At 64.6% G+C, this 20113-nt stretch carries 16 protein-coding genes; 7 read left to right on the top strand and 9 right to left on the bottom strand.

Going from position 1 to position 20113, the window contains the following annotated elements; all coding sequences use genetic code 11:
• Window positions 1-24: 24 nt before the first annotated feature.
• Genes AC07UX_RS09530 through AC07UX_RS09550 form a run of 5 tightly spaced genes read right to left on the bottom strand, consistent with a single transcriptional unit; the run spans window position 25 to window position 6320 of the window.
• On the bottom strand, window positions 25-705 hold the full coding sequence (locus tag AC07UX_RS09530) for a queuosine precursor transporter (RefSeq protein WP_495191651.1): 681 nt from the start codon (window positions 703-705) through the stop codon (window positions 25-27).
• 55 nt (window positions 706-760) lie between these two features.
• On the bottom strand, window positions 761-2278 hold the full coding sequence (locus AC07UX_RS09535) for a Ppx/GppA phosphatase family protein (protein ID WP_495191652.1): 1518 nt from the start codon (window positions 2276-2278) through the stop codon (window positions 761-763).
• The gene (locus AC07UX_RS09540) at window positions 2275-4416 is read right to left on the bottom strand and encodes an RNA degradosome polyphosphate kinase (protein WP_495191653.1); all 2142 of its coding nucleotides are present in this window, start codon (window positions 4414-4416) and stop codon (window positions 2275-2277) included. The genes AC07UX_RS09535 and AC07UX_RS09540 overlap by 4 nt, the downstream gene beginning before the upstream one ends.
• A 3-nt stretch (window positions 4417-4419) precedes the next feature.
• Window positions 4420-5058, bottom strand: a complete 639-nt coding sequence (locus tag AC07UX_RS09545) for a P-loop NTPase family protein (protein WP_495191654.1) — start codon at window positions 5056-5058, stop codon at window positions 4420-4422.
• Complete coding sequence (locus AC07UX_RS09550; RefSeq protein WP_495191655.1) at window positions 5055-6320, bottom strand: heavy-metal-associated domain-containing protein; 1266 nt, start codon at window positions 6318-6320, stop codon at window positions 5055-5057. The genes AC07UX_RS09545 and AC07UX_RS09550 overlap by 4 nt, the downstream gene beginning before the upstream one ends.
• Before the next feature lie 246 nt (window positions 6321-6566).
• On the opposite strand from AC07UX_RS09550, the gene purM reads away from it, so the two are divergent.
• The 4 genes from purM to nadB all read left to right on the top strand — a co-directional run bounded on the left by purM (window position 6567) and on the right by nadB (window position 11436).
• A complete protein-coding gene (gene purM, locus AC07UX_RS09555) occupies window positions 6567-7661 on the top strand; it encodes a phosphoribosylformylglycinamidine cyclo-ligase (RefSeq protein WP_495191656.1) in 1095 nt (364 codons plus the stop codon).
• Window positions 7662-7746: 85 nt separating this feature from the next.
• The gene (gene purN, locus AC07UX_RS09560) at window positions 7747-8697 is read left to right on the top strand and encodes a phosphoribosylglycinamide formyltransferase (RefSeq protein ID WP_495191657.1); all 951 of its coding nucleotides are present in this window, start codon (window positions 7747-7749) and stop codon (window positions 8695-8697) included.
• 105 nt (window positions 8698-8802) lie between these two features.
• Entirely contained in the window at window positions 8803-9732 is a 930-nt protein-coding gene (locus AC07UX_RS09565) for an ABC transporter ATP-binding protein (RefSeq protein WP_495191658.1), read from the top strand.
• A 99-nt stretch (window positions 9733-9831) separates the two neighbouring features.
• Window positions 9832-11436: an L-aspartate oxidase gene (nadB, locus tag AC07UX_RS09570; RefSeq protein WP_495191659.1), complete on the top strand. Its 1605-nt coding sequence runs from the start codon at window positions 9832-9834 to the stop codon at window positions 11434-11436.
• A gap of 128 nt (window positions 11437-11564) precedes the next feature.
• On the opposite strand, the gene AC07UX_RS09575 is transcribed toward nadB, so the two are convergent.
• On the bottom strand, window positions 11565-12404 hold the full coding sequence (locus tag AC07UX_RS09575; RefSeq protein ID WP_495191660.1) for an alpha/beta fold hydrolase: 840 nt from the start codon (window positions 12402-12404) through the stop codon (window positions 11565-11567).
• A 175-nt stretch (window positions 12405-12579) separates the two neighbouring features.
• Between AC07UX_RS09575 and AC07UX_RS09580 the strand changes: the two genes are divergently transcribed.
• Entirely contained in the window at window positions 12580-13731 is a 1152-nt protein-coding gene (locus AC07UX_RS09580) for a serine hydrolase (RefSeq protein WP_495191661.1), read from the top strand.
• 1 nt (window position 13732) lies between these two features.
• Here AC07UX_RS09580 and AC07UX_RS09585 read toward each other — a convergent pair whose 3' ends face one another.
• Window positions 13733-14533 carry a transporter gene (locus AC07UX_RS09585; protein ID WP_495191662.1) on the bottom strand — a complete coding sequence of 267 codons (801 nt, stop codon included), beginning with the start codon at window positions 14531-14533 and terminating at the stop codon, window positions 13733-13735.
• Window positions 14534-14641: 108 nt separating this feature from the next.
• On the opposite strand from AC07UX_RS09585, the gene AC07UX_RS09590 reads away from it, so the two are divergent.
• Together AC07UX_RS09590 and polA are read left to right on the top strand one after the other, a co-directional pair.
• The gene (locus AC07UX_RS09590; RefSeq protein ID WP_495191663.1) at window positions 14642-15730 is read left to right on the top strand and encodes an FUSC family protein; all 1089 of its coding nucleotides are present in this window, start codon (window positions 14642-14644) and stop codon (window positions 15728-15730) included.
• 248 nt (window positions 15731-15978) lie between these two features.
• Window positions 15979-18762 (top strand): DNA polymerase I, encoded by a 2784-nt coding sequence (polA, locus tag AC07UX_RS09595; protein ID WP_495191664.1) that lies wholly within the window; start codon window positions 15979-15981, stop codon window positions 18760-18762.
• A 195-nt stretch (window positions 18763-18957) separates the two neighbouring features.
• Here the strand turns inward: polA and AC07UX_RS09600 are convergent, their stop codons facing one another.
• A complete protein-coding gene (locus tag AC07UX_RS09600) occupies window positions 18958-19251 on the bottom strand; it encodes a TFIIB-type zinc ribbon-containing protein (protein WP_495191665.1) in 294 nt (97 codons plus the stop codon).
• Complete coding sequence (locus AC07UX_RS09605; protein WP_495191666.1) at window positions 19251-19961, bottom strand: Bax inhibitor-1/YccA family protein; 711 nt, start codon at window positions 19959-19961, stop codon at window positions 19251-19253. Before AC07UX_RS09605 ends, AC07UX_RS09600 begins: the two co-directional genes overlap by 1 nt.
• Window positions 19962-20113 lie beyond the last annotated feature (152 nt).

Consider the following 20113-nt stretch of genomic DNA (forward strand, 5'->3'; position numbering starts at 1 on the left):
ACGCTGTCCAACTCGCTGTCTCACTTACGCGCCCGGACGATCCAGTCGCCGCCCTAGCCCCACCAGCAAATAGATAACGGGCGGCACCAGGATTGCGGACAGCAAGACCTTGGCCAGCATCTGCCCCAGCAACAACTCGCCGATCGGGAATACGCCGTAAAAGGCGATCGACACGAACAGAAGCGTATCCACGATCTGCGACAAGATACTCGCCGTCGCGGCGCGCAGCCACAGCATCCGGCTCCCTTCCCGCCCCTTGAGCGCGGCAAACAGGGTGACGTTCAGCGTCTGCGAAATGCCATAGGCGATGATCCCGCCCAGCCATATGCGCGGCGTGCCGCCCATCATCAGGGCAAAGGCCTTGGCCCGTTCCGGGTCCATGTCGCCCGCCGCCGGCGCGGCCAGCACCAGGATGGAAATCAGGATCGACGCGATCAGCGGCAGGAAACCGATCTGCACCAGCCGGTTGGCGACGCTGCGCCCATGGAGTTCTGCCACTGCACTGGAAATGGTGACCAGCAGCAGGAAGGCAAAGATGCCTGCCTCCACCGCCAGCGGACCCAGCCCGACCATCGGGCCGATCGCGGCCAACGGCCCCAGCGCCACCTGCTTGTTGCCCAGCACGCCGGCAATGCAGACCATGCCGCCATAGAAGATGGAAAAGAAGAAGAGCGAACGGCTGATGGGCGCGGGCAAAGCAGTCATCGCCCGCCCTTACCGATATTTATGCGGCGGGGGAAGATGGCGCGGCGTCTGCGCCCTATCCCGCCAGCAACTGATATTTCAGCCCCATCGCCTGCGCCAGGTTGCGCAGCCGTCGCTCCACCGCCTCGCCATAGAGGTCCGCATCGCCATCGCGCAGATGCAGGTCGATCCGCTCTCCATGCCGCTCCAGATGCGATACGGCGAGCGGTCCTTCGACGCCGCCCGACAGGCGCTGCGCCAGCCGGATCGCCAGGCCCCACAGCGCCGCGCGCCGCAGGATATCGGACCCGACGACATGGTCCAGCCCCGCAGGGGCGCTCAGCCCGCCGCCGAAATGGCTGTGCAAAGCCTGCCCCAGCATCACCCGCTCGGTCGCGGTGATGCCCACCCAATTGCTGTGCAACGCGACCTCCACGCCCCGCTCCGCCCGGAAATCCGGGTTTGCGCGCCAGCTGACATCGGCCAGCAGGCAGGCCGCGCGGCGGATGCGCCGGGCGGCGGCATCGTCGTCGGGAAACAGCGGCGCGATCCAGCGGTCGATCCGGTCGCCATGGCCGCGAAAGCGCGCCTGCGCCTCCCCTTCGGCCTCGGCCGCGACCAGCAACGGATCATGTGCGCGGATATCCTCCGGCAGCGCCTCGTAGAGCAGCCCCTCGCGCAAGCCATAGGCCGACACGATCATCCGGCTCGACTTCAACTGCCGCACCACGATCGACAGCAAAGCGGTGGCATCCGGCAGGGTCGGCACGCGCGATCCCGTCATTGCCGGTATCTGCTTCAACCGGGTCCGATCGACATGGGACACGATCCGGGTCAACTGCTCGGCCCGTGCGGCGCTCATCTCATATTGATGCACGACCGGCAGCGGGAAGCTGGTCAGTTGCATGTCGAACCGCGCCAGCGCCCGCCACGACCCTCCGACCAGATAGAAAGGCAGGCCCGGTTCGACCGTCCAGCCCGCCTTGTCCAGCATCTTGGCGACCGTCCGCTCCAGCGCCCGTGGCCCCTTGGCGCGAATTTGCGGCAGGCGCAGCACGCCCAGCGGCAGCGATATGGTCTGTTCTACCGCGCCGTTCCTGACACGCGCCAGCTCCAGACTGCCGCCGCCCAGATCGCCGACGATGCCGTCAGCGCCCGGTATGCCCGACAACACCCCCATCGCCGCGCCGATCGCCTCCTGTGCGCCGGTCAGCAATTCGACGGTCAGGCCCATCTCCTTGGCCCGCGCGATGAATTCGCCCCCGTTTGTCGCGTCCCGCACCGCCGCCGTGGCAACGCAGCGTATGTCCGTCACCTTCATCGCGCGACACAGATGGGCAAAGCGACCCACGGCGCGCAGCCCCCGATCCATCGCTTCCGGTTCGATCGCCCCGGTTCTAGCCAGCGACGCGCCAAGCCCTGCCATCACCTTCTCGTTGAACAGGATGAACGGGATGCGGCGCGGCCCGTCATACACGACCAGCCGCACGCTGTTCGATCCGATGTCGATGATGGCCGTGCGGGCATGGGCCGCCTGCGGCGATGTCGCCATGCTCTCGGCAACGGCGCGCACGCGGCTCAGCATCGAATTCATGCAGTGATGCCCCGCAGGCGCAGCGTCGGCACCGATTCATTGTCGAACGCCGCCCCGCGCCCGGACAGGGACGGGTTGGTCATGAAATAACGATGCAGGTTGAATGGCTTGTCGCCCGGCTCCAGCCGCGTGTAATGGCCATCGCTATCGAGCGACCAGCTTTGTTCGGTGTCGATCAGATTGGCGACCATCACCTGGTCCAATATCTGGTCATGCACGGTCGGATTCTCGATCGGCGCCATGAATTCGACCCGGCGATCGAAATTGCGCTGCATCCAGTCGGCCGAACTGATGAAGACCTTCGCGCCATTGTTGGGCAGCGCCTTGCCATTGCCGAACACCGCGATGCGGCTATGCTCCAGAAAGCGACCGACGATCGACTTCACGCGGATATTCTCCGACATGCCCGGTACGCCCGGCCGCAGGCAGCATATGCCCCGGATGATGAGGTCGACCTGCACCCCCGCATTGCTCGCGGCATAAAGCTTCTCGATCATCGCCGGATCGACCAGGCTGTTCATCTTGGCCCAGATTGTGCCCGGCCGCCCGGCCCGTGCATGCTCGATCTCCGCGTCGATCAAACCGCTCAGCGTGTTGCGGAGGTCGCGGGGCGACATGACCAGCTTTTCCAGCCGCTTCGGCTCGACATAACCGGTGATGTAGTTGAACAGCGCGGCGGCATCGCGGCTATAGGCCGGATCGGCGGTGAAGAAGCTCAGATCGGTATAGATGCGCGCGGTGACCGGGTGGTAATTGCCCGTCCCGAAATGGCAATAGCTGCGGAACTGCTCGCCCTCGCGCCGGATCACCATGGAAATCTTGGCATGGGTCTTCCAGTCGATGAAGCCATAGACCACCTGCACGCCCGCCCGCTCCAGCGCGTCGGCCCACATCAGGTTCTGCTCTTCGTCGAAACGCGCCTTCAATTCCACCACGGCCGTCACGGACTTGCCTGCCTCCGCCGCGTCGATCAGCGCCCGAATGATCGCCGACTGCTTGCCCGCGCGATACAACGTCTGCTTGATCGCCACCACGTCCGGGTCGGATGCCGCCTGCTTCAGGAAGGATACGACGACGTCGAACGCCTCATAGGGGTGATGGACGACGATGTCCTTCGCCCGGATCGCGGCGAAACAGTCGCCCGCATATTCGGCGATCCGCTCGGGAAAACGCGGCACATAGGGTTCGAACTTCAGGTCCGGCCGGTCGGCGTCCACGATGCCATTGAGGTCGCCGATGCCGATGAACCCTTCCACTTCGACCACCACCGCCTCATGGCCCTGGAGCATGTCCTGCAACATCTCCTCGACCGGCTCGGGGATACGCTCTTCTATCTCCATGCGGATCACCCGGCCACGCCGACGCCGCTTGATCGCGCTGCGGAAATGACGGACCAGATCCTCGGCCTCTTCCTCGATCTCGATGTCGCTGTCTCGGATGATGCGGAAAACGCCACTGTTGCGGACGCGATAGCCGGGGAAGAGATCCGCCGAGAAGCGACGGATCACCGCCTCCAGCGCCATGTAGCGCGCGGGATCGCCCGGAATGCGCACGAACCGTGCCAGCGAAGGCGGGATCATCACCAGTTCGCGAATCGGCTGCTTGTCCGACAGTCGTTCCAGGTCGAAGATGATCGACAGCCCCTGATTGGGGATGAAGGGGAAGGGATGGGCCGGGTCCAGTGCCTGTGGCGTCAGGATCGGGAAGATCTGCGTCAGGAAATGGTCGCGCAGCCATTGTGCGCACCCCGCGTCCATCTCGCTCGACGGGCCGATCACCTCGATCCCCACCTGCGCCAGCTCGTCATGCACCGCGCCCCACACCTTCTGCTGCGCGATCATCAACCGCGTGCTTTCCTCGGTGATCGCCGCCAGCTGCTGCGCCGGGGTCAGGCCATCGGCGGAGCGCAGGTCCACATCCTGCAACTGCTGCCCCTTCAGCCCCGCGACCCGAACGGAGAAGAACTCGTCCATGTTGGCGCCGGAAATGGACAGGAAGCGCAACCGCTCCAGCAGCGGATGGGCGCGGTTCATCGCCTCCTCCAGCACCCTCTGGTTGAACGCCAGCCAGGACAGCTCACGGTTGAAATAACGGTCGCTGGGCAGCGCCATGCTGGCGGAGGGATCGGCTTCGGCCACGGATTACTCGCGTTGCGGAGGGGGAGGATCGGACGGGACTATAGGCAGAAAGCCTGCGGATTGCAGAGCCTCTTTCGCCATTGCGACAGAAATCTTGCGTCCAGATGACAGTGCGGCGCGATCGAGCAGCCCCGTCACCTGCGCGATCGCATCATAGCGGCGATCGACCCTGCGCAGCAGCCAGTCGGGCACATCGGGTGCATAGCTGGCCCCGGCCAGATCGAACGCACGGCAAATGAGCGCGCGCGCCAGCATCTCGTCCGGTGCCTCGATCGCGACATGCGGGACGGCGGCCAGCCGCGATCGCAGGTCGGGCAGCGTCACGGCCCAACCGGACGGCGGCGCATCGCCGATCATCAGCAACGGCCGATGCGCGGTCTGCGCCTCGTTCCAGGCATGGAAGAGGAAATGGTCGTCACGTTCCTGCGCGTCGTCGATCACCTCGCCACCGCTCATCTGCGCGAAATGGCGGGCCAATATGGTGCGGCCGGATTGCGAAGGCCCGGTCAGCACGCTGATCGACAGCGGCCATTCGCGCCACCGTTCCAGATGGGCCACGGCAATGCGATTGGCGTCGCTGACCAGGAAATCATTTTCGCTTGATCCCCCATGCCGTTCGAAAGGCAGGCTGATCTGGCTCATTGCGGCGGCGGGGATGCCTGGCGCCGCGTGACACGCAGCGTATTGCCAGACGCCGCGACGCTGAAGCCGCGCGCCTGCAACCCTGCTCTCAGCATGTCGGCCGTGCCGTCGAAGCTGACCTGCATCACCGACGTGCCGCCCAGCGCCAGGCTGCTCGTATTCGCCAGCCGCACGCCGGGGATCGACCGCACACTCGATTCGCCCGCCCCGACCGACGCGACGTCGGGCGTATCGAACTGGATGATGAAACTGGCGCCGGCAGTCGACACGGCGGGCAGGTCGATCGCTTCGACCGGTGCCTCGACCGCATTTTCGATCTCCAGCGCAGCGGGATCGACCGGCTCCTCGATGACCAGCGACGGGTCCGGCCGCAGGCGACCGTCATTGAGCGCACGGATATACAGCTCGTCGATCCGGCGCGCGCCTTCGTCCATCATCTGGGCGATACCGCTGTCATTGGACGCGCGCAGCGTGACGCTGCCGATCAGGCTGTCGTCCGGGCCATAGCGCGCGGTAAAGGTGCCGGTGACGGGGCCACCGGGATAGGCCCGGTCCAGCCGCGCGATCGGCACGACCACGTCGGCCGCGCCATATTGGTCCAGCAGCACGCGCCACCATAGCCGCCCGCGCCGCCCGGTCTGCCCCGCGTTCAGCAGGATCGGATCGGCGATGGATCCGGACACGCGCACATAATCGATCGCGCTGTCCCCGGTGCGATAGCGCGCCCACGCCTTCTGCCACTCGTTGGTCCGCTCATAGGATACGGCGCTGCCGCCGTCCCACAGCACCGGGATGACCAGCAAGGGCGGCGACCGCATCACATTGCCGGATACGCCCAGCAGCGCGCCGGTCCGCGCCCGATCGAACAGGATGCCCAGCGTCGCGACGTAGCGGTTGGGGCCGTTCTGCTCATATTCGACCTCGATGCCCGACACCATCGCCTCGATCTGCGAATCGGACAGGGCCGGCGCGCCGCCGCCGCCATGGGTACGGGTCCACAACATCTGCCACGCTTGCCGCTGCGCCATGCGCCATCCGGCATAGCGCGCCGTGTCGGCATCCTTGGCCTGCACATCGACCTTAACCCCGCGCACCTCGAAATCGCCGCCGCTGGCGATCGGCGGCACGCCGCGCTCGCCTTCCATCTGTGCAAACAGGGCAGCTGCGGCCAGGCCGATCAGAATCGCGATGATGATCTGGACGGGTCGCGAAAGCAGCCGTGCATAGGCTGCCGGACGGGAAAGGGTCTGGCTCAGGCTCACGGGCGCCCTTTTGGCGAACATTGCCCGCCCTGCCAAGCGCGAAGGCGCGACTTATCCCCACCTTTCGCCGCAGCATAAGTATAGAAAATGGCGCTCCACCCACCCCCTCCCCGTCCGCCCTGAGCCTGGCAACGGCGCGCGCATGCCCTTCGACGGGCTCAGGGCGAACCGACCGCAGGCGTCAGGACGGATGCCGGCAACATCGAAGGTTCCGTTTTCCGCCCCTTTGCTCTAGGGGCCGGAAATATGAGCGACAACGAATCCTACAGCTACGCCAAGGCTGGCGTCGATATCGCCGCGGGCAACGCCCTTGTCCGTGCCATCGCCCCGCTGGCCAAGGCCACCCGCCGTCCCGGCGCCGACGCCGAACTGGGCGGTTTTGGCGGCTTCTTCGACCTGAAGGCCGCCGGCTATGACGATCCCCTGCTGGTCGCCGCCAATGACGGCGTGGGCACCAAGCTGAAACTGGCGATCGACCATGATCGCCATGACGGCGTGGGCATCGACCTCGTCGCCATGTGCGCCAACGACCTCATCGTACAGGGGGCCGAGCCGCTCTTCTTCCTCGACTATTATGCCACCGGCAAGCTGGAGAGCGGCGTCGCCGAGCGCGTGATCGCCGGAATCGCAGAAGGCTGCCGCATGGCCGGCTGCGCCCTTATCGGCGGCGAAACCGCGGAAATGCCGGGCATGTACGGTCCGGGCGACTATGATCTGGCCGGCTTCTGCGTCGGCGCGGTGGAACGCGCCAAGGCGCTGACCGGCAACCGGGTGAAGGCTGGCGACGTGCTGATCGGCCTGGCCTCATCAGGCGTGCATTCGAACGGCTTCTCGCTGGTCCGGCGCCTCGCCGCCGACAGGGGCTGGAAGCTCGACCGCCCGGCCATCTTCGACAATGAAGTGCTGCTGATCGACGCGCTGATGGCGCCGACCAGGATTTACGTAAAAAGCCTGCTGCCGCTGGTCCGCGCCGGCATGATCAATGCGCTGGCCCACATCACCGGCGGTGGCCTGCTGGAAAATATCCCGCGCGTCCTGCCCGACGGCGCCCATGCCACGGTCGACGCCGACAGCTGGGAACAGCCGCGCCTGATGGCCTTCCTCCAGGCGCAGGGTCATATCGAGCCAGAAGAAATGGCGCGCACTTTCAACTGCGGCATCGGCATGGTGCTGGCCGTGGACGAATCCCATGTCGCCGCCGTGACGAAATCGCTGGAGGATGCGGGCGAAACCGTCTTCCGCATCGGCGCGATCGGCGAAGGCGACAAGGGCTGCACGGTCAAGGGCAGCACCGAAACCTGGAGCGCCAAGGCCGACTGGTCCGCCACGCATCTGGGCTGATGCCCATCACAACCTCCGTTCGGTTCGAGCTTGTCGAGAACGGCGCGCATAGTTCTCGACAAGCTCGAACCGGACGGGGTTGGGTATGAGCAAAGCAAAAGTCGGCGTCCTGATTTCCGGCCGCGGCTCCAATATGGCGGCGTTGCTCTACGCGGCAAAGGCCGCCGACTGCCCCTATGAGATCGTACTGGTCGCCGCCAACGATCCTGACGCCCCCGGTCTTGCCCTGGCTGCCGCAGAGGGCATCGCAACCTTCGGCCAGAGCCATAGGGGCATCAAGCGCGCCGAATTCGACCGGATCATCGACGCACGGCTGCGCGACGCCGGTGCCCATTATGTCGCGCTCGCGGGCTATATGCGCCTGCTCTCGCCCGAATTCGTCGCCGGCTGGGAAAACCGGATGCTCAACATCCACCCCAGCCTGCTGCCCAAATATAAGGGCCTCGACACCCATCAGCGCGCCATAGACGCGGGCGACAGCCACGCCGGCTGCTCGGTCCATATCGTCACCGCCGACCTGGACGACGGCCCGGTCCTGGCCCAAACCCCGGTGGCGATCCAGCCGGGCGATACCGAAGGCAGCCTCGCCGCCCGCATCCTGATCGCCGAGCATCAGCTCTATTCCCGCACGCTGGCCGATTTCGTCACCCGCGAACGGCAGCCTGATTGGCTGCTGAACAAGGTGCGGGAAATGGCGCTCGCCTTGCCGCAGGCGGACGAGATCGTCTCGCACGGCATGCCCTGTTTCGGCATCGTCAAGGGCAAGAAATTCGCCTATTTCACCCGCGACCATCATGGCGACGGCATCATCGCCCTCCTCGTCAAGACCACCGCGCCGGAAGAACAGGCGACCCTGATGGAGGCCGACCCGGAACGCTACTACCGCCCGGCCTATTTCGGCACCGACTGGGTCGGTATCCGCCTGGACCTGGGCGACACCGACTGGGACCATATCGCCGACCGCCTGCGCGCCAGCTGGCGCCAGATCGCGCCGAAGAAACTGCTCGGCCTGATGGACATCGCCGACGAGTTTTGAGGGGCAGTTTTCTTAGCCCTCTCCCGCGAAGTCGGGAGAGGGCTAAGAATGCGCAAAGCCATCACCCCCCTTTCCTTCCCCGCTGTCGATCCCCATAGAGCAAGCATGACCGACAGCCCCGCCCCCGCCGCGATCGAGATCCGCAACCTCACCAAAGATTATAAGGGCGGCAAGCGCGCGCTCGACGGGATCAACCTGTCCATCCCGCGTGGCCAGATTTACGGGCTGCTCGGCCCCAATGGCGCGGGCAAGTCCACCACGATCAACATCCTGGCCGGCATGGTGAACAAGAGCGAGGGCGACGTCAGCATCTGGGGCTTCGACATCGATGCGCACCCGCGCAATGCCAGGAACTCGATCGGCATCGTGCCGCAGGAAATCGTCTTCGACCCCTTCTTCACGCCGTTCGAGACGCTGGAGAATACGGCGGGCTTCTACGGCGTACCCAGGGATCGCCGCCGCACGATGGAATTGCTGCGCGCCGTCCATCTGGATGACAAGGCCCATGCCTATGCCCGCACGCTGTCGGGCGGCATGAAGCGCCGCCTGCTGGTGGCCAAGGCGATGGTTCACAGCCCGCCGATCCTGGTGCTGGACGAACCCACCGCCGGCGTCGACGTGCAACTGCGCCAGCAACTGTGGGCCTATGTCCGCGAATTGAACGCGCTGGGCGTCACCATCGTGCTGACGACCCACTATCTGGAGGAAGCCGAAGAATTGTGCGATCGCATCGGCATCATCAACCATGGCAAGGTCATCACCGACAAGCCGACCCGCGAACTCCTGGCCATGGCACAGGAAAAGGTCGTGCAGGTCACGGTGGACCGCGACCTGACGGTGGCCCCCGACGCGCCCTGCTTTGAAAAGGTCGAACTGTCCGGCGACCGCACGCTGACCATCACCTATATGAAGGACCGCGCAAACGCCGGCCAGGTGTTGAGCGCGGTGCAGGCCAGCGGCCTTGCCATCGTCGATGTCGTCACCCGCGACCCCGATCTGGAGGATGTCTTCCTCAACCTCACGGCGGCGGCGTAAAATCTCCGTTCGGTTCGAGCCTGTCGAGAACCCTTGCGAAGTTCTCGACAAGCTCGAACCGAACGGGATAGGAAACATGCCCGGATAATCGAGAAGCACATGCCCACCATCACCCATGACGTCATCATCATCGGTTCCGGCGCGGCGGGGCTGACGGCCGCCATCAACCTGGCGCAGGATCGCAAGGTGCTGGTGCTGGCCAAGGGCGCGCTGGACGGTGGCTCCACCAACTGGGCGCAGGGCGGCATTGCCGCCGTACTCGACGCCGGTGACAGTTTCGAGGCGCATGTCGAAGATACGATGGTGGCGGGCGCCGGCCTCAACAATCGGGAGACGGTGCAGTTCGTCGTCTCCGAAGCCCCTGCCGCGATCGAGCGGCTGGCCGACCTCGGCGTGCCCTTCAACGGCGGCGAAGCCTTCGGCAAGCGCTGGGACCTGACCCGCGAAGGTGGCCACAGCCATCGCCGCATCGTCCATGTCGATGACGCCACCGGCCATGCCGTGCAGGTCGCACTGCTGAAAGCCGCCCGTGCCAACCCCAATATCACCCTGATGGAGGACATGGTCGCCATCGACCTTATCACCTCCCGCCATGGGGAACGCTATTCGGGCGACGGCCATGTCTGGGGCGTCTATGCCTTCAACCGCCGCACCGGCCATGTCGATGCGCTGCTGGGCCGTGCGACCATCCTGTGCACCGGCGGCGCGGGCCGCACCTATCTCTTCTCGACCGCTCCGCGCGGCGCGACCGGCGATGGTATCGCCATGGCATGGCGCGCGGGCTGCCGCGTGTCGAACATGGAAATGAACCAGTTCCACCCGACCTGCCTCTACAATCTGGAGATCAAGAATTTCCTGATTACAGAAGCCGTACGCGGCGAAGGCGGCCATCTGAAGCTCCCCCCCGGCGTGCCGGGCGGCGGCGAGCGTTTCATGCCCCGCTTCGACCCGCGAGAAGAACTGGCGCCGCGCGATATCGTGGCGCGCGCGATCGACCATGAAATCAAGCGCCTCGGCCTCGACTATGTCCATCTGGACATCAGCCACAAAGACCCCGCCTTCGTCCGGCATCATTTCCCGACCATCTATGCCCGGCTGCTGGATCTCGACATCGACATCACGAAGGAACCGATCCCCGTCGTTCCCGCGCAACATTATACCTGTGGCGGCGTGGTGATCGACCTGGACGGCCGGACCGACCTGCCGGGCCTCTATGCCGCCGGCGAAGTCAGCGAAAGCGGCCTGCATGGCGCCAATCGCCTGGCGTCCAACTCGCTGCTCGAATGTTTCGTCTTCGGCGAGGCAGCGGCCAAGCATATCCGCAGCCATTGGGACGACCTCCCCGCTCCACCGCCGATCCGGCCATGGGACGAAAGCCGCGTCACCAACGGTGACGAGGAAGTGATCGTCCAGCATAACTGGAAGGAAATCCGTCGCTTCATGTGGGATTATGTGGGCATCGTGCGCACCACAAAGCGGCTGGAGCGCGCCCAGCACCGCATCGACCTCCTTTCCAGGGAAGTCGATGACTATTACGGCAATTTCCGCGTCACGCCCGACCTCATCGAACTGCGCAACCTGCTGGAAGTCGCGCGCCTCGTCGTCCGCTCCGCCCTCCACCGCAAGGAAAGCCGCGGCCTCCACTACACGCTCGACTATCCCGATACATTGCCGGACGCGATCGACACGGTGCTGGCGCCATGAAGGTCAGGGTAAAAAATAGCGCGGCCGTCCGGGGGGATGCCGCGCCATGAGGTTGGGGAGGGACGCGCTGGAAGCGCTTCCGGAAATGCCGTCCTACTTGCCCTTTCCCCGCCACGGTTTGATCCGTGTCAAAGGGTCAGAAAATCCTTCAGCACCGCGTTGAAGCGGGCAGGCTGATCGGCCATCACCATATGGCCGCTCGGCCCCAGAGGTTTGAGCACCGCGCTCTTCTTGCCTGCATAGGCGCCCTGGAAACTGCGTGTGATCGACGCTGCCTGCTGCGCATCGCTGCCGACCGCATAGACCACTTCCAGCGGCACGGTCAGCCGTGGCAGCTGCGGGCCAAGATCGGTGTTGGCCAGATCGCGCAGGGCGTTGGCGATAACGGCGGGATCGCTGCCCTTGGCCCCCGGCGCCTGCGCCACGATTTGCGCCAGATAGCGGCGCCCCGCCTGTGTCCCGGTAAAATAGCCGCTCAACTGGTCGGCCAGATAGCCCATGCCGCTCGCCGTCCCGCCGACCATCCCCGCGCCGGCCGGCAACATATCGACCACCATCACCCGGCTTGCCAGCCCCTTAAGGCCCAGCAACATCGCCAGCATGCCGCCCATGCTGTGCCCCACGATCGCCGGGCGCTTCAGGCCGGCCACGGTGACATAACGGGCAATCTCGTCCGCTATCGGCTGAAGCAGCGCGCCGCTGTCATTAGCTTCCGGCGCGAGCCCCGCAAAGCCGCGCACATGCACCAGATGATAGCGATAGCCCGCCACCCCGCCCAGCACCCCGTTCCATATGCCCGGCCCGCTGGCCAAGCCGGGAATCAGGATGACGTCGCGCCCCGTGCCGCGCACATTCATGGCGATGCGCCGGGAAGCAAAGGGCGCCGCCCATGCCGTGCCCCCCTGCGCCATCATGCCCGCCGCCATGGCGCCCAGCAGCAGCGCCCGCCTGTCCAGTCCGTTCGTCATGGTCTTGCTATTGCCCACCTGCCGGTGAACCGCAACGGAACGATCCCGCCTCTCATCAAGAGGTTGCGTCGTTCATCCTCCTTACATCGCATTTGTGGAATCATTCGTCGCATGGGTCTTGCCGGATGATCGGTGGGCCGCCCCTATTGCGCCTTGAGAGAGTGCGGGGACGCTAATGAGATCGAATGAAAACCGGGCGGCTTCGGCGCGTCTGGTCCTGTTGGTTGCGGCACTGTCTGCCTGTGTAGGCGCACCGGAGCCGCCCCGTGCGCAGGCCGCCGCCGCCATAGCGCAAAAACCTATTCCTGGCCGGCCGCAGCCGACCACCAACACATGGCCGATTCGCCCCGTCGCCAATCCGCCTTTGCCCTATCGCGACATCGACCAGAATGAGACGCCTCCCCCCGCACTGGTCAGCGTCGTGCGCAACCTTGGCCAAAGCTTCCGGGGCAAGGTCGGCATAGCCGTCCGCCGGATCGGTGCGGACTGGACCGTGGCGTGGAACGGCACATCGCTGTTTCCGCAGCAGAGCGTGTCGAAACTCTGGGTGTCGATGACCTTTCTCGACGCGGTGGATCGCGGCAAGCTGCGCATTACCGACACGACCACCATCACCCGCAACGACCTCACCCTGTTCCACCAGCCATCCGCCGCTTTGGTGGCCCAGAATGGCGGCTGGACGACTAGCTATTCCGACCTGATGCGCCGCGCGATGACGCAGAGCGACAATACCGCCAACGACACGCTGCTGCGCGCCGTCGGCGGGCCGGATGCCGTCCGCAGCTTCCTGGCGCGGCGGATGATCAAGGATATCCGCTTCGGTCCGGGCGAGCGGCTGTTGCAATCGGCCACCGCCGGCCTGGACTGGCGACAGGATTATGCGATCGGTCGCAATTTCTACGCTGCCCGCGCGAAACTGCCGATGGCCGTGCGCCAGAAAGCGCTCGACAATTATCTCGCCAGCCCGCCTGACGGGGCAGCGCCCGCATCGATCGTGAAGGCGCTGGCAAAGCTGAAGCAGAACGACATGTTGTCGCCTGCCTCCTCGCGCCTGCTGCTCTCGATCATGTCGGAAGCCAGGACCGGACCGCAGCGGATAAAAGGGGGCGTCCCCCATAGTTGGTCCTATCTGCACAAGACCGGCACCGGTCAGGATCTGCCCCCCCGTTCCACCGGCTTCAACGATATCGGCATCATGACCGCGCCGGACGGCACCAGCTATGCCGTCGCGGTGATGATCGGATCGACCACGGTCGGCATCCCCGAACGCTGGGCGTTGATGCAGGCCGTCGCCAAGGCGGTCGTGGCGAACCACGAACCGCGTTGAATCAAAAGCGGCGCACGACGCCGAAATAGACTTCCCCGTCCGGGCTGTCCGCATTCAGCCCGGCATTGACGCCGATGTCGAACTGCATGTCGTCATTGGGTTGCCAGCCAATGGACAGGCCGGCCAATGCCTCGGTAGCATGGCCGGTCGGATCGTCGTCTCGCATCAGCGACGCCTCGATCGTGCCGGAAAGGCTGCCGCTCAGGTCAAAGCCCAGCCCGGCAACGCTGCCATAGGCGACATGCCGCCCGGACCGGTCCTCATCGACCGCCGCGTCGATCTCCGGCACCAGCTCCAGCGACAGGCCATGCCCGATGTCGAAACTGACCGGCAGCAACAGCCCGGCGCCCCAATCTCCATCACCGATGGCCGATCCCCCGACCGGCAACGATGCGTAAGGCATCAGCGCCACGGACAAGCCCGATCCATCGGGGTTATGCAGATTGCGCCGCAGCGCTACCCGGATATCGCCGACGCCGCCATCCTTCTCAACGGCACCGCTCAGCCTGTCGCGCGTGCGCGCATGACCATAAGCGGTCCAGCCGACCTGCGCCTCCAGATGGTCGGCCAGGCCCAGCCGCACCAGCATGTCGCCGGTCTGGATCGTGTCCGTCCGGCTCTCCCCATCCTGCTCCCGCGTCCAATCGCCCAGCCCCACTTCCACCACGACACGCCCCTTATCGACCGTACAGGCCGGCGTGCCCAGTCCCGGCCTGTCGGCACATAGTTCCCGCGGCTCTTGGGTTTGGGCCAGTGCCGCCATCGGCATCAGCGCGAACAGCGACATCCATATGCGCTTCATTACCACTCCCCCCTTTGTTGCCGATGACATAGCAGGAAACCGACCGGACATGATCGAGTTCCGCCATCCATTCTGGCCAAATCTCTGCGGCTGCGGCATGAACCGACGATGGCATGGGGCGGATATCTGTCGAAGCGGGTGACTACGCGCACCATCGACGAAGGCGAATGCGTCGCGTCGGTCCTGCTGGCGATCCTGATCGCGCATCTGCTCGGCGCGACCCATATCTCCTGGGCGGCCTTTGCCGGCTATATGGTGATGCGCGGTCATGCCGCCGAAACGCTGCTGCGTGGGGCACTGCGCATCGTGGGTACGCTGGCGGGCGGCCTGCTCGCCTTGGGCGCCGCACCCCTCGTCCTGCCCCATTGGCCGATCGCGGCGATGGCCATGATGCTGGTGGGCACCGCCAGCCTCTATGCCGCCATAACTTCACGCCGATCTTATGCCTGGCTCTTTTTCGGCCTGACCTTCGCCATGGTCATGCTCGACAAACTGGAGCATCCGGACATTGCGCTCGCAACCTTCGTAGAAACCCGCATCCTGGAAACGGTGGCGGGCATAGCCGCCTGCCTCGCGGTCAGCCTGGTCAGCACACTGACGATGCGCCGACGCTGGCCCGCAGTGCCCACGCCGCCAGCGGTCGGCGCGCGCTGGCATCGTGACGCCTTCCGCCATGCCTGCCAGGCCGGGTTGGCTCTCGCCATGTTGGTGGCGTTAAGCATCGTCTTTCCCATTCCGGCTTTAGCGCAAGGCGCGATCATGATCATGGCGGTCATGATACTGCCTGCGACAAGCATCGGTCAAAGCGGCCTTGCCCCGGTCAGCCGTCGCATCCTTCAACGCATTTTGGGCTGCGGCGTCGGCGCGCTTTTCTCCGCCGCCTTCCTGTTCAGCGCCGCCGGATCGGCCCTGCCGCTGCTGGTCGGCACTGCCATCGGCGTGGCATTGGGGCGACATCTTGAAAATGGCGATCCCGCCCATCGCTATGTCGGGACGCAGTTCACTTTGTCCGTGCTGGTGACGCTGGTGCCCGATCGCTATGATGCTGTGCAGCTCCTGCCCGCACTGGAACGCCTGACCGCCATCTTCGTCGGCATGGCGGTATTGTTGCCCGTCCTTCTGGTCGGCCATGCTTTTGGCGTGCGCCGACCCGCTGCCTCCGTCGCACCATCCAGTGATGAAGCCGGCGGCCTGTGATGGAATAATCGTCACGCGATACCCGATGTGGGGCATGAACGCCCTTTCCTTGCCCCGACAGCCTTCACGGTCGCGGCGATCCGTCCGGTCGCATCCGGCGGCCCTCCGCTGATCGTCGCTGGGACGCCACGGCAGAGGCATGAACGCGCGACCGGTCCTGAAAGGCGGACGGCGCGACATGAGGTGTCGCACCGTCTGGACAGAAAACCGGTTCCCACTTTTCTGTGCGATGCTCTATCCCTCCACCCATGACCCAGAATCACCTCTATCTCGTCGATGGCAGCGGCTATATCTTCCGCGCCTATCATCAGCTTCCCCCGCTCACCAACCAGCATGGCCAGCCTGTAGGCGCGGTCTATGGCTATACGACGATGCTGTGGAAGCTGACCGAGGAGCTGGGCAAGGCGGAGGGGCCGACGCATATGGCCGTCGTGCTGGACAAGGGGTCCCACACTTTCCGCAACGACATGTACGATCAGTACAAGGCCAACCGTCCGCCTGCCCCCGAAGATCTCGTCCCGCAATTCCCCATGATCCGCGATGCCACCCGCGCCTTTTCCCTGCCCTGCATCGAGGAAGCGGGGTTCGAGGCCGATGACATCATCGCCACCTACACCAAGGCAGCCGTGGCGGCGGGATGGCATGTCACCATCGTCAGCTCCGACAAGGATCTGATGCAGTTGATCCAGCCCGGCGTCGACATGTACGACACGATGAAGAATGAACGGCGCGGCGCAGACTATGTGGTCGGCAAGTTCGGCGTGCAGCCCGAACAACTGGGCGATGTGCTGGCGCTGATGGGCGACAGCGTGGATAACGTTCCCGGCATTCCCGGCATCGGCCCCAAGACGGCGGCCAAGCTGATCACGGAATATGGGTCGCTGGAAGCCGCGCTGGACGCTGCGCCTTCGATGAAGAAATCGAAGATGCAGGAAAACCTCGTCGCCCATGCGGACATGGCCCGGCTGTCTCGCCGGCTGGTCGCGCTCCACGACAGCATGGATCTGCCCGAACCGCTGGACGACCTCACCTTGAAGGGCATTCCCAAGGAACCCTTGCAGGCCTTCCTGTCGCATCACGGTTTCAAGACGCTGCTCAACCGCCTCGGCGCGCCGGCCGCCGCCGTGGCGGTGGCGGCGACCAGCGCGGTCGCCATAGAGTTCGCCTCCACCGCCCCGACGCCGGTAGAAGAACCGGCGATCGACCGGAGCCTTTATGAAACAGTGGTAACGCAGGAGGCGCTCGATCGCTGGATCGCCGCCGCCCATGCCGAAGGGCTGGTCGCGATCGACACGGAAACCGACATGCTGGACGCCGTGTCGTGCCAGTTGGTCGGCATCAGCCTGGCCACCGGCCCGAACAAGGCCTGCTATATTCCGGTCGGCCATGGCGGCACCGACATGTTCGCCGAGCGCCCGGAGCAGTTGGACAAGGCGCTGGTCATCGCGAAGCTGAAGCCGCTGCTGGAGGATGACAGCATCCTCAAGATCGGCCAGAATCTGAAATATGATCTGACCGTGCTGCGCCGTCATGGTATCGAGATCGCCCCCTATGACGACACGATCGTCATGAGCTTCGACCTTGACGCCGGGCAGAGTCTGGCCGGCCACGGCATGGACGAGGCGGCGAGGACCCACCTCAACCATGTCTGCATCAGCTTCAAGGAGGTGGTCGGCACCGGCAAGAGCCAGATCAGCTTCGCCGAAGTCCCCCTGCCCCGCGCGACCGAATATGCCGCCGAGGATGCCGACGTCACGCTGCGCCTGTGGAAACGGTTCAAGACGCGCGTCGCCAACGAGGGCGCGAACCGCGTTTACGAATTGGTCGATCGTCCTCTGGTCAGCGTGGTCGCGCAGATGGAGCATCGCGGGATCAAGGTCGATCGCGAGCATCTGTCCCGCCTTTCGGCCGAATTCACTGCCGGCATCGCGGCGCTGGAAACCGAGATTCACCAGATTGCCGGCCAGCCTTTCGCGATCGGTTCCACCCAGCAATTGGGCGCGATCCTGTTCGACAAGATGGGGTATAAGGGCGGCAAGAAGGGCAAGTCGGGCGCCTATTCCACCGATGTCACCATCCTGGAGCAGTTGAGGGCGCAGGGCGCCCCGATCGCCGACAAGGTGCTGGAATGGCGACAACTGTCGAAACTCAAGTCCACCTATACCGATGCGCTTCAGGCACAGATCAACAAGGATAGCGGCCGCGTCCATACCAGCTACTCGCTGACCGGCGCGCAGACCGGTCGCCTGTCCTCGACCGACCCCAACCTCCAGAATATCCCGATCCGCACCGAAGTGGGCCGCCAGATCCGCCATGCCTTCATCGCCGAGCCGGGCAATGTCATCCTGGCGGCGGACTATAGTCAGATCGAATTGCGGCTGGCCGCCCATATGGCCGACGTTCCCGCGCTCAAGGAAGCGTTCGAAGCGGGCGAGGACATCCACAATCGCACCGCGCAGGAATTGTTCGGGGAGGTCAATCGCGATACCCGCGGGCGGGCCAAGACGATCAACTTCGCCATCCTCTACGGCATTTCGCGTTGGGGGCTGGCCGGGCGGCTGGAGATCAGCGCGGACGAGGCGCAGGACATGATCAGCCGCTATTATGAGCGCTTCCCCGGCATCAGCATCTATATCAACGACACGATCGAGAAGGCGCGGGAACGCGGCTACACCGAAACGCTGTTTGGCCGGAGGACCTGGTTCCCGCGCATCAAGGCGCCGATCCAGCATGAACGGCAAGGCGCCGAGCGCGCCGCGATCAACGCGCCCATCCAGGGCACCAGCGCCGACATCATCAAGCGGGCCATGGTCCGCATGGGACCGGCGCTGGAGGCAGCAGGCCTACCCCATGTAAAGATGCTGCTCCAGGTGCATGACGAACTGGTATTCGAACTGCCGCAGGGCGATGTGGAAGCGGCGAGCGCCGTGATCAGGCAGGTGATGGAGAGCGCGGCCGAACCGATCGTGAAGCTGAGCGTCCCGCTGGGCGTGGAGATCGGCACCGGGCCGAGTTGGGGCGCGGCGCATTGACGCGGAATAGGAAATCCTACCCTTAACTTCGCATCTTTCCCGCCAATTTCGACATTTAATTACAAATTCTTGAAATTATTGCAAACGGTGGTCGAGACTGTCTGCATCGGTGAACAGGGCGATCATCATAGAATTTCGTCGGGCGATAGGACAGTAAAACGACAAAAGGCCGGCCCCATGAGGACCGGCCTTTTTTCAATCGAACAACTCTTCCAGGAAGCTCTTCTTGCGCTTCTTCGGATAGCCGCGTCCCTCGTCACGATAGTCGCGGTCCGGGCGATAGCTTTGCTGGGCAAAGGGCGCGGGCTGCGGCGTGTGAGCGCCTGTCTGCCCGCTCCGTTCGATGATCTTGTCCAGTTCGCCCCGGTCCAGCCAGACGCCCCGGCATTGCGGGCAATAGTCGATCTCGACCCCCTGCCGGTCCGTCATCGCCAATCCGACATGACAGACCGGGCAGAGCATCGCCGACACGGCAGCAGGATCGCGCATTATTCGCGCTCGCCCGTCAGGCTGAGCAGCATCTGGAACAGGTTGACGAAGTTGAGATAGAGCGACAGCGCACCCATGACCTGCATCTTCCCGGCAACCTCGTGGCCGGCATAATAGAAATATTCCGACTTGATGCGCTGCACGTCCCATGCGGTAAGGCCGGTAAAGACCACCACTCCGATGATCGATATGACCATCGCCATCGCGGAAGAGCCGATGAAGATGTTGATGAGGCTGGCGACGATGATGCCGATCAGGCCCATCATCAGGAAACTGCCCATCTTCGTCAGGTCACGCTGGGTTGTGTAGCCCCACAGCGCCATGGCGAGGAACATGACCGCGGCCGAGAAGAAGGCCTGCGCGATGCTGCCGCCGGTGAAGACCAGGAACACGCTGCCCAACGACACGCCCATGACGGCGGCGAAAGCGTAAAAGGCGGTGCGGGCGCCCGCTATCGTCATCTTTTCCATGCGGAAGCTGAAGAAGAAGACAAAGGCCAACGGCGCGAAAATCGCCACCCATTTCAGGGGCGTGCCATAAATGGCGGCGGCCAGCGCCGGGGTATTGCCGACAAGGGCAGCGACCAGCCCGGTAATGACCAGGCCGATACCCATGTTGCGGAAGACGCCCAGCATGTGCGCGCGCAGGCCGGCGTCGGTCTGCGCCGTCTGGCTGGCACCATAGCCCGGCATGCGAACGGGATTATTCATCGGAAACACTCGCTCCATAAAAAATGGCCATCAAAATGTGGTTCGAGTGGCCCGGTGCGGTCTCCTGCGGCAACGAGAGGGGGCAAATCGCCGCAAAAACCAGCACCGGGCACACCCGATGCGGTCCGACATCGCGACAGGAATCAGGGGGA

Source organism: Sphingobium sp. GW821-FHT02B05 (assembly GCF_059421905.1).

Excerpts from the sequence above, each read along its gene's own strand:
- AC07UX_RS09530 (WP_495191651.1), bottom strand. The coding sequence starts at position 705 with ATGACTGCTTTGCCCGCGCCCATCAGCCGTTCGCTCTTCTTCTTTTCC.
- AC07UX_RS09535 (WP_495191652.1), bottom strand. The coding sequence starts at position 2,278 with ATGAATTCGATGCTGAGCCGCGTGCGCGCCGTTGCCGAGAGCATGGCG.
- AC07UX_RS09545 (WP_495191654.1), bottom strand. The coding sequence starts at position 5,058 with ATGAGCCAGATCAGCCTGCCTTTCGAACGGCATGGGGGATCAAGCGAA.
- purM (WP_495191656.1), top strand. The coding sequence starts at position 6,567 with ATGAGCGACAACGAATCCTACAGCTACGCCAAGGCTGGCGTCGATATC.
- purN (WP_495191657.1), top strand. The coding sequence starts at position 7,747 with ATGAGCAAAGCAAAAGTCGGCGTCCTGATTTCCGGCCGCGGCTCCAAT.
- AC07UX_RS09565 (WP_495191658.1), top strand. The coding sequence starts at position 8,803 with ATGACCGACAGCCCCGCCCCCGCCGCGATCGAGATCCGCAACCTCACC.
- nadB (WP_495191659.1), top strand. The coding sequence starts at position 9,832 with ATGCCCACCATCACCCATGACGTCATCATCATCGGTTCCGGCGCGGCG.
- AC07UX_RS09575 (WP_495191660.1), bottom strand. The coding sequence starts at position 12,404 with ATGACGAACGGACTGGACAGGCGGGCGCTGCTGCTGGGCGCCATGGCG.
- AC07UX_RS09580 (WP_495191661.1), top strand. The coding sequence starts at position 12,580 with ATGAGATCGAATGAAAACCGGGCGGCTTCGGCGCGTCTGGTCCTGTTG.
- AC07UX_RS09585 (WP_495191662.1), bottom strand. The coding sequence starts at position 14,533 with ATGAAGCGCATATGGATGTCGCTGTTCGCGCTGATGCCGATGGCGGCA.
- AC07UX_RS09590 (WP_495191663.1), top strand. The coding sequence starts at position 14,642 with ATGGCATGGGGCGGATATCTGTCGAAGCGGGTGACTACGCGCACCATC.
- polA (WP_495191664.1), top strand. The coding sequence starts at position 15,979 with ATGACCCAGAATCACCTCTATCTCGTCGATGGCAGCGGCTATATCTTC.
- AC07UX_RS09600 (WP_495191665.1), bottom strand. The coding sequence starts at position 19,251 with ATGCGCGATCCTGCTGCCGTGTCGGCGATGCTCTGCCCGGTCTGTCAT.
- AC07UX_RS09605 (WP_495191666.1), bottom strand. The coding sequence starts at position 19,961 with ATGAATAATCCCGTTCGCATGCCGGGCTATGGTGCCAGCCAGACGGCG.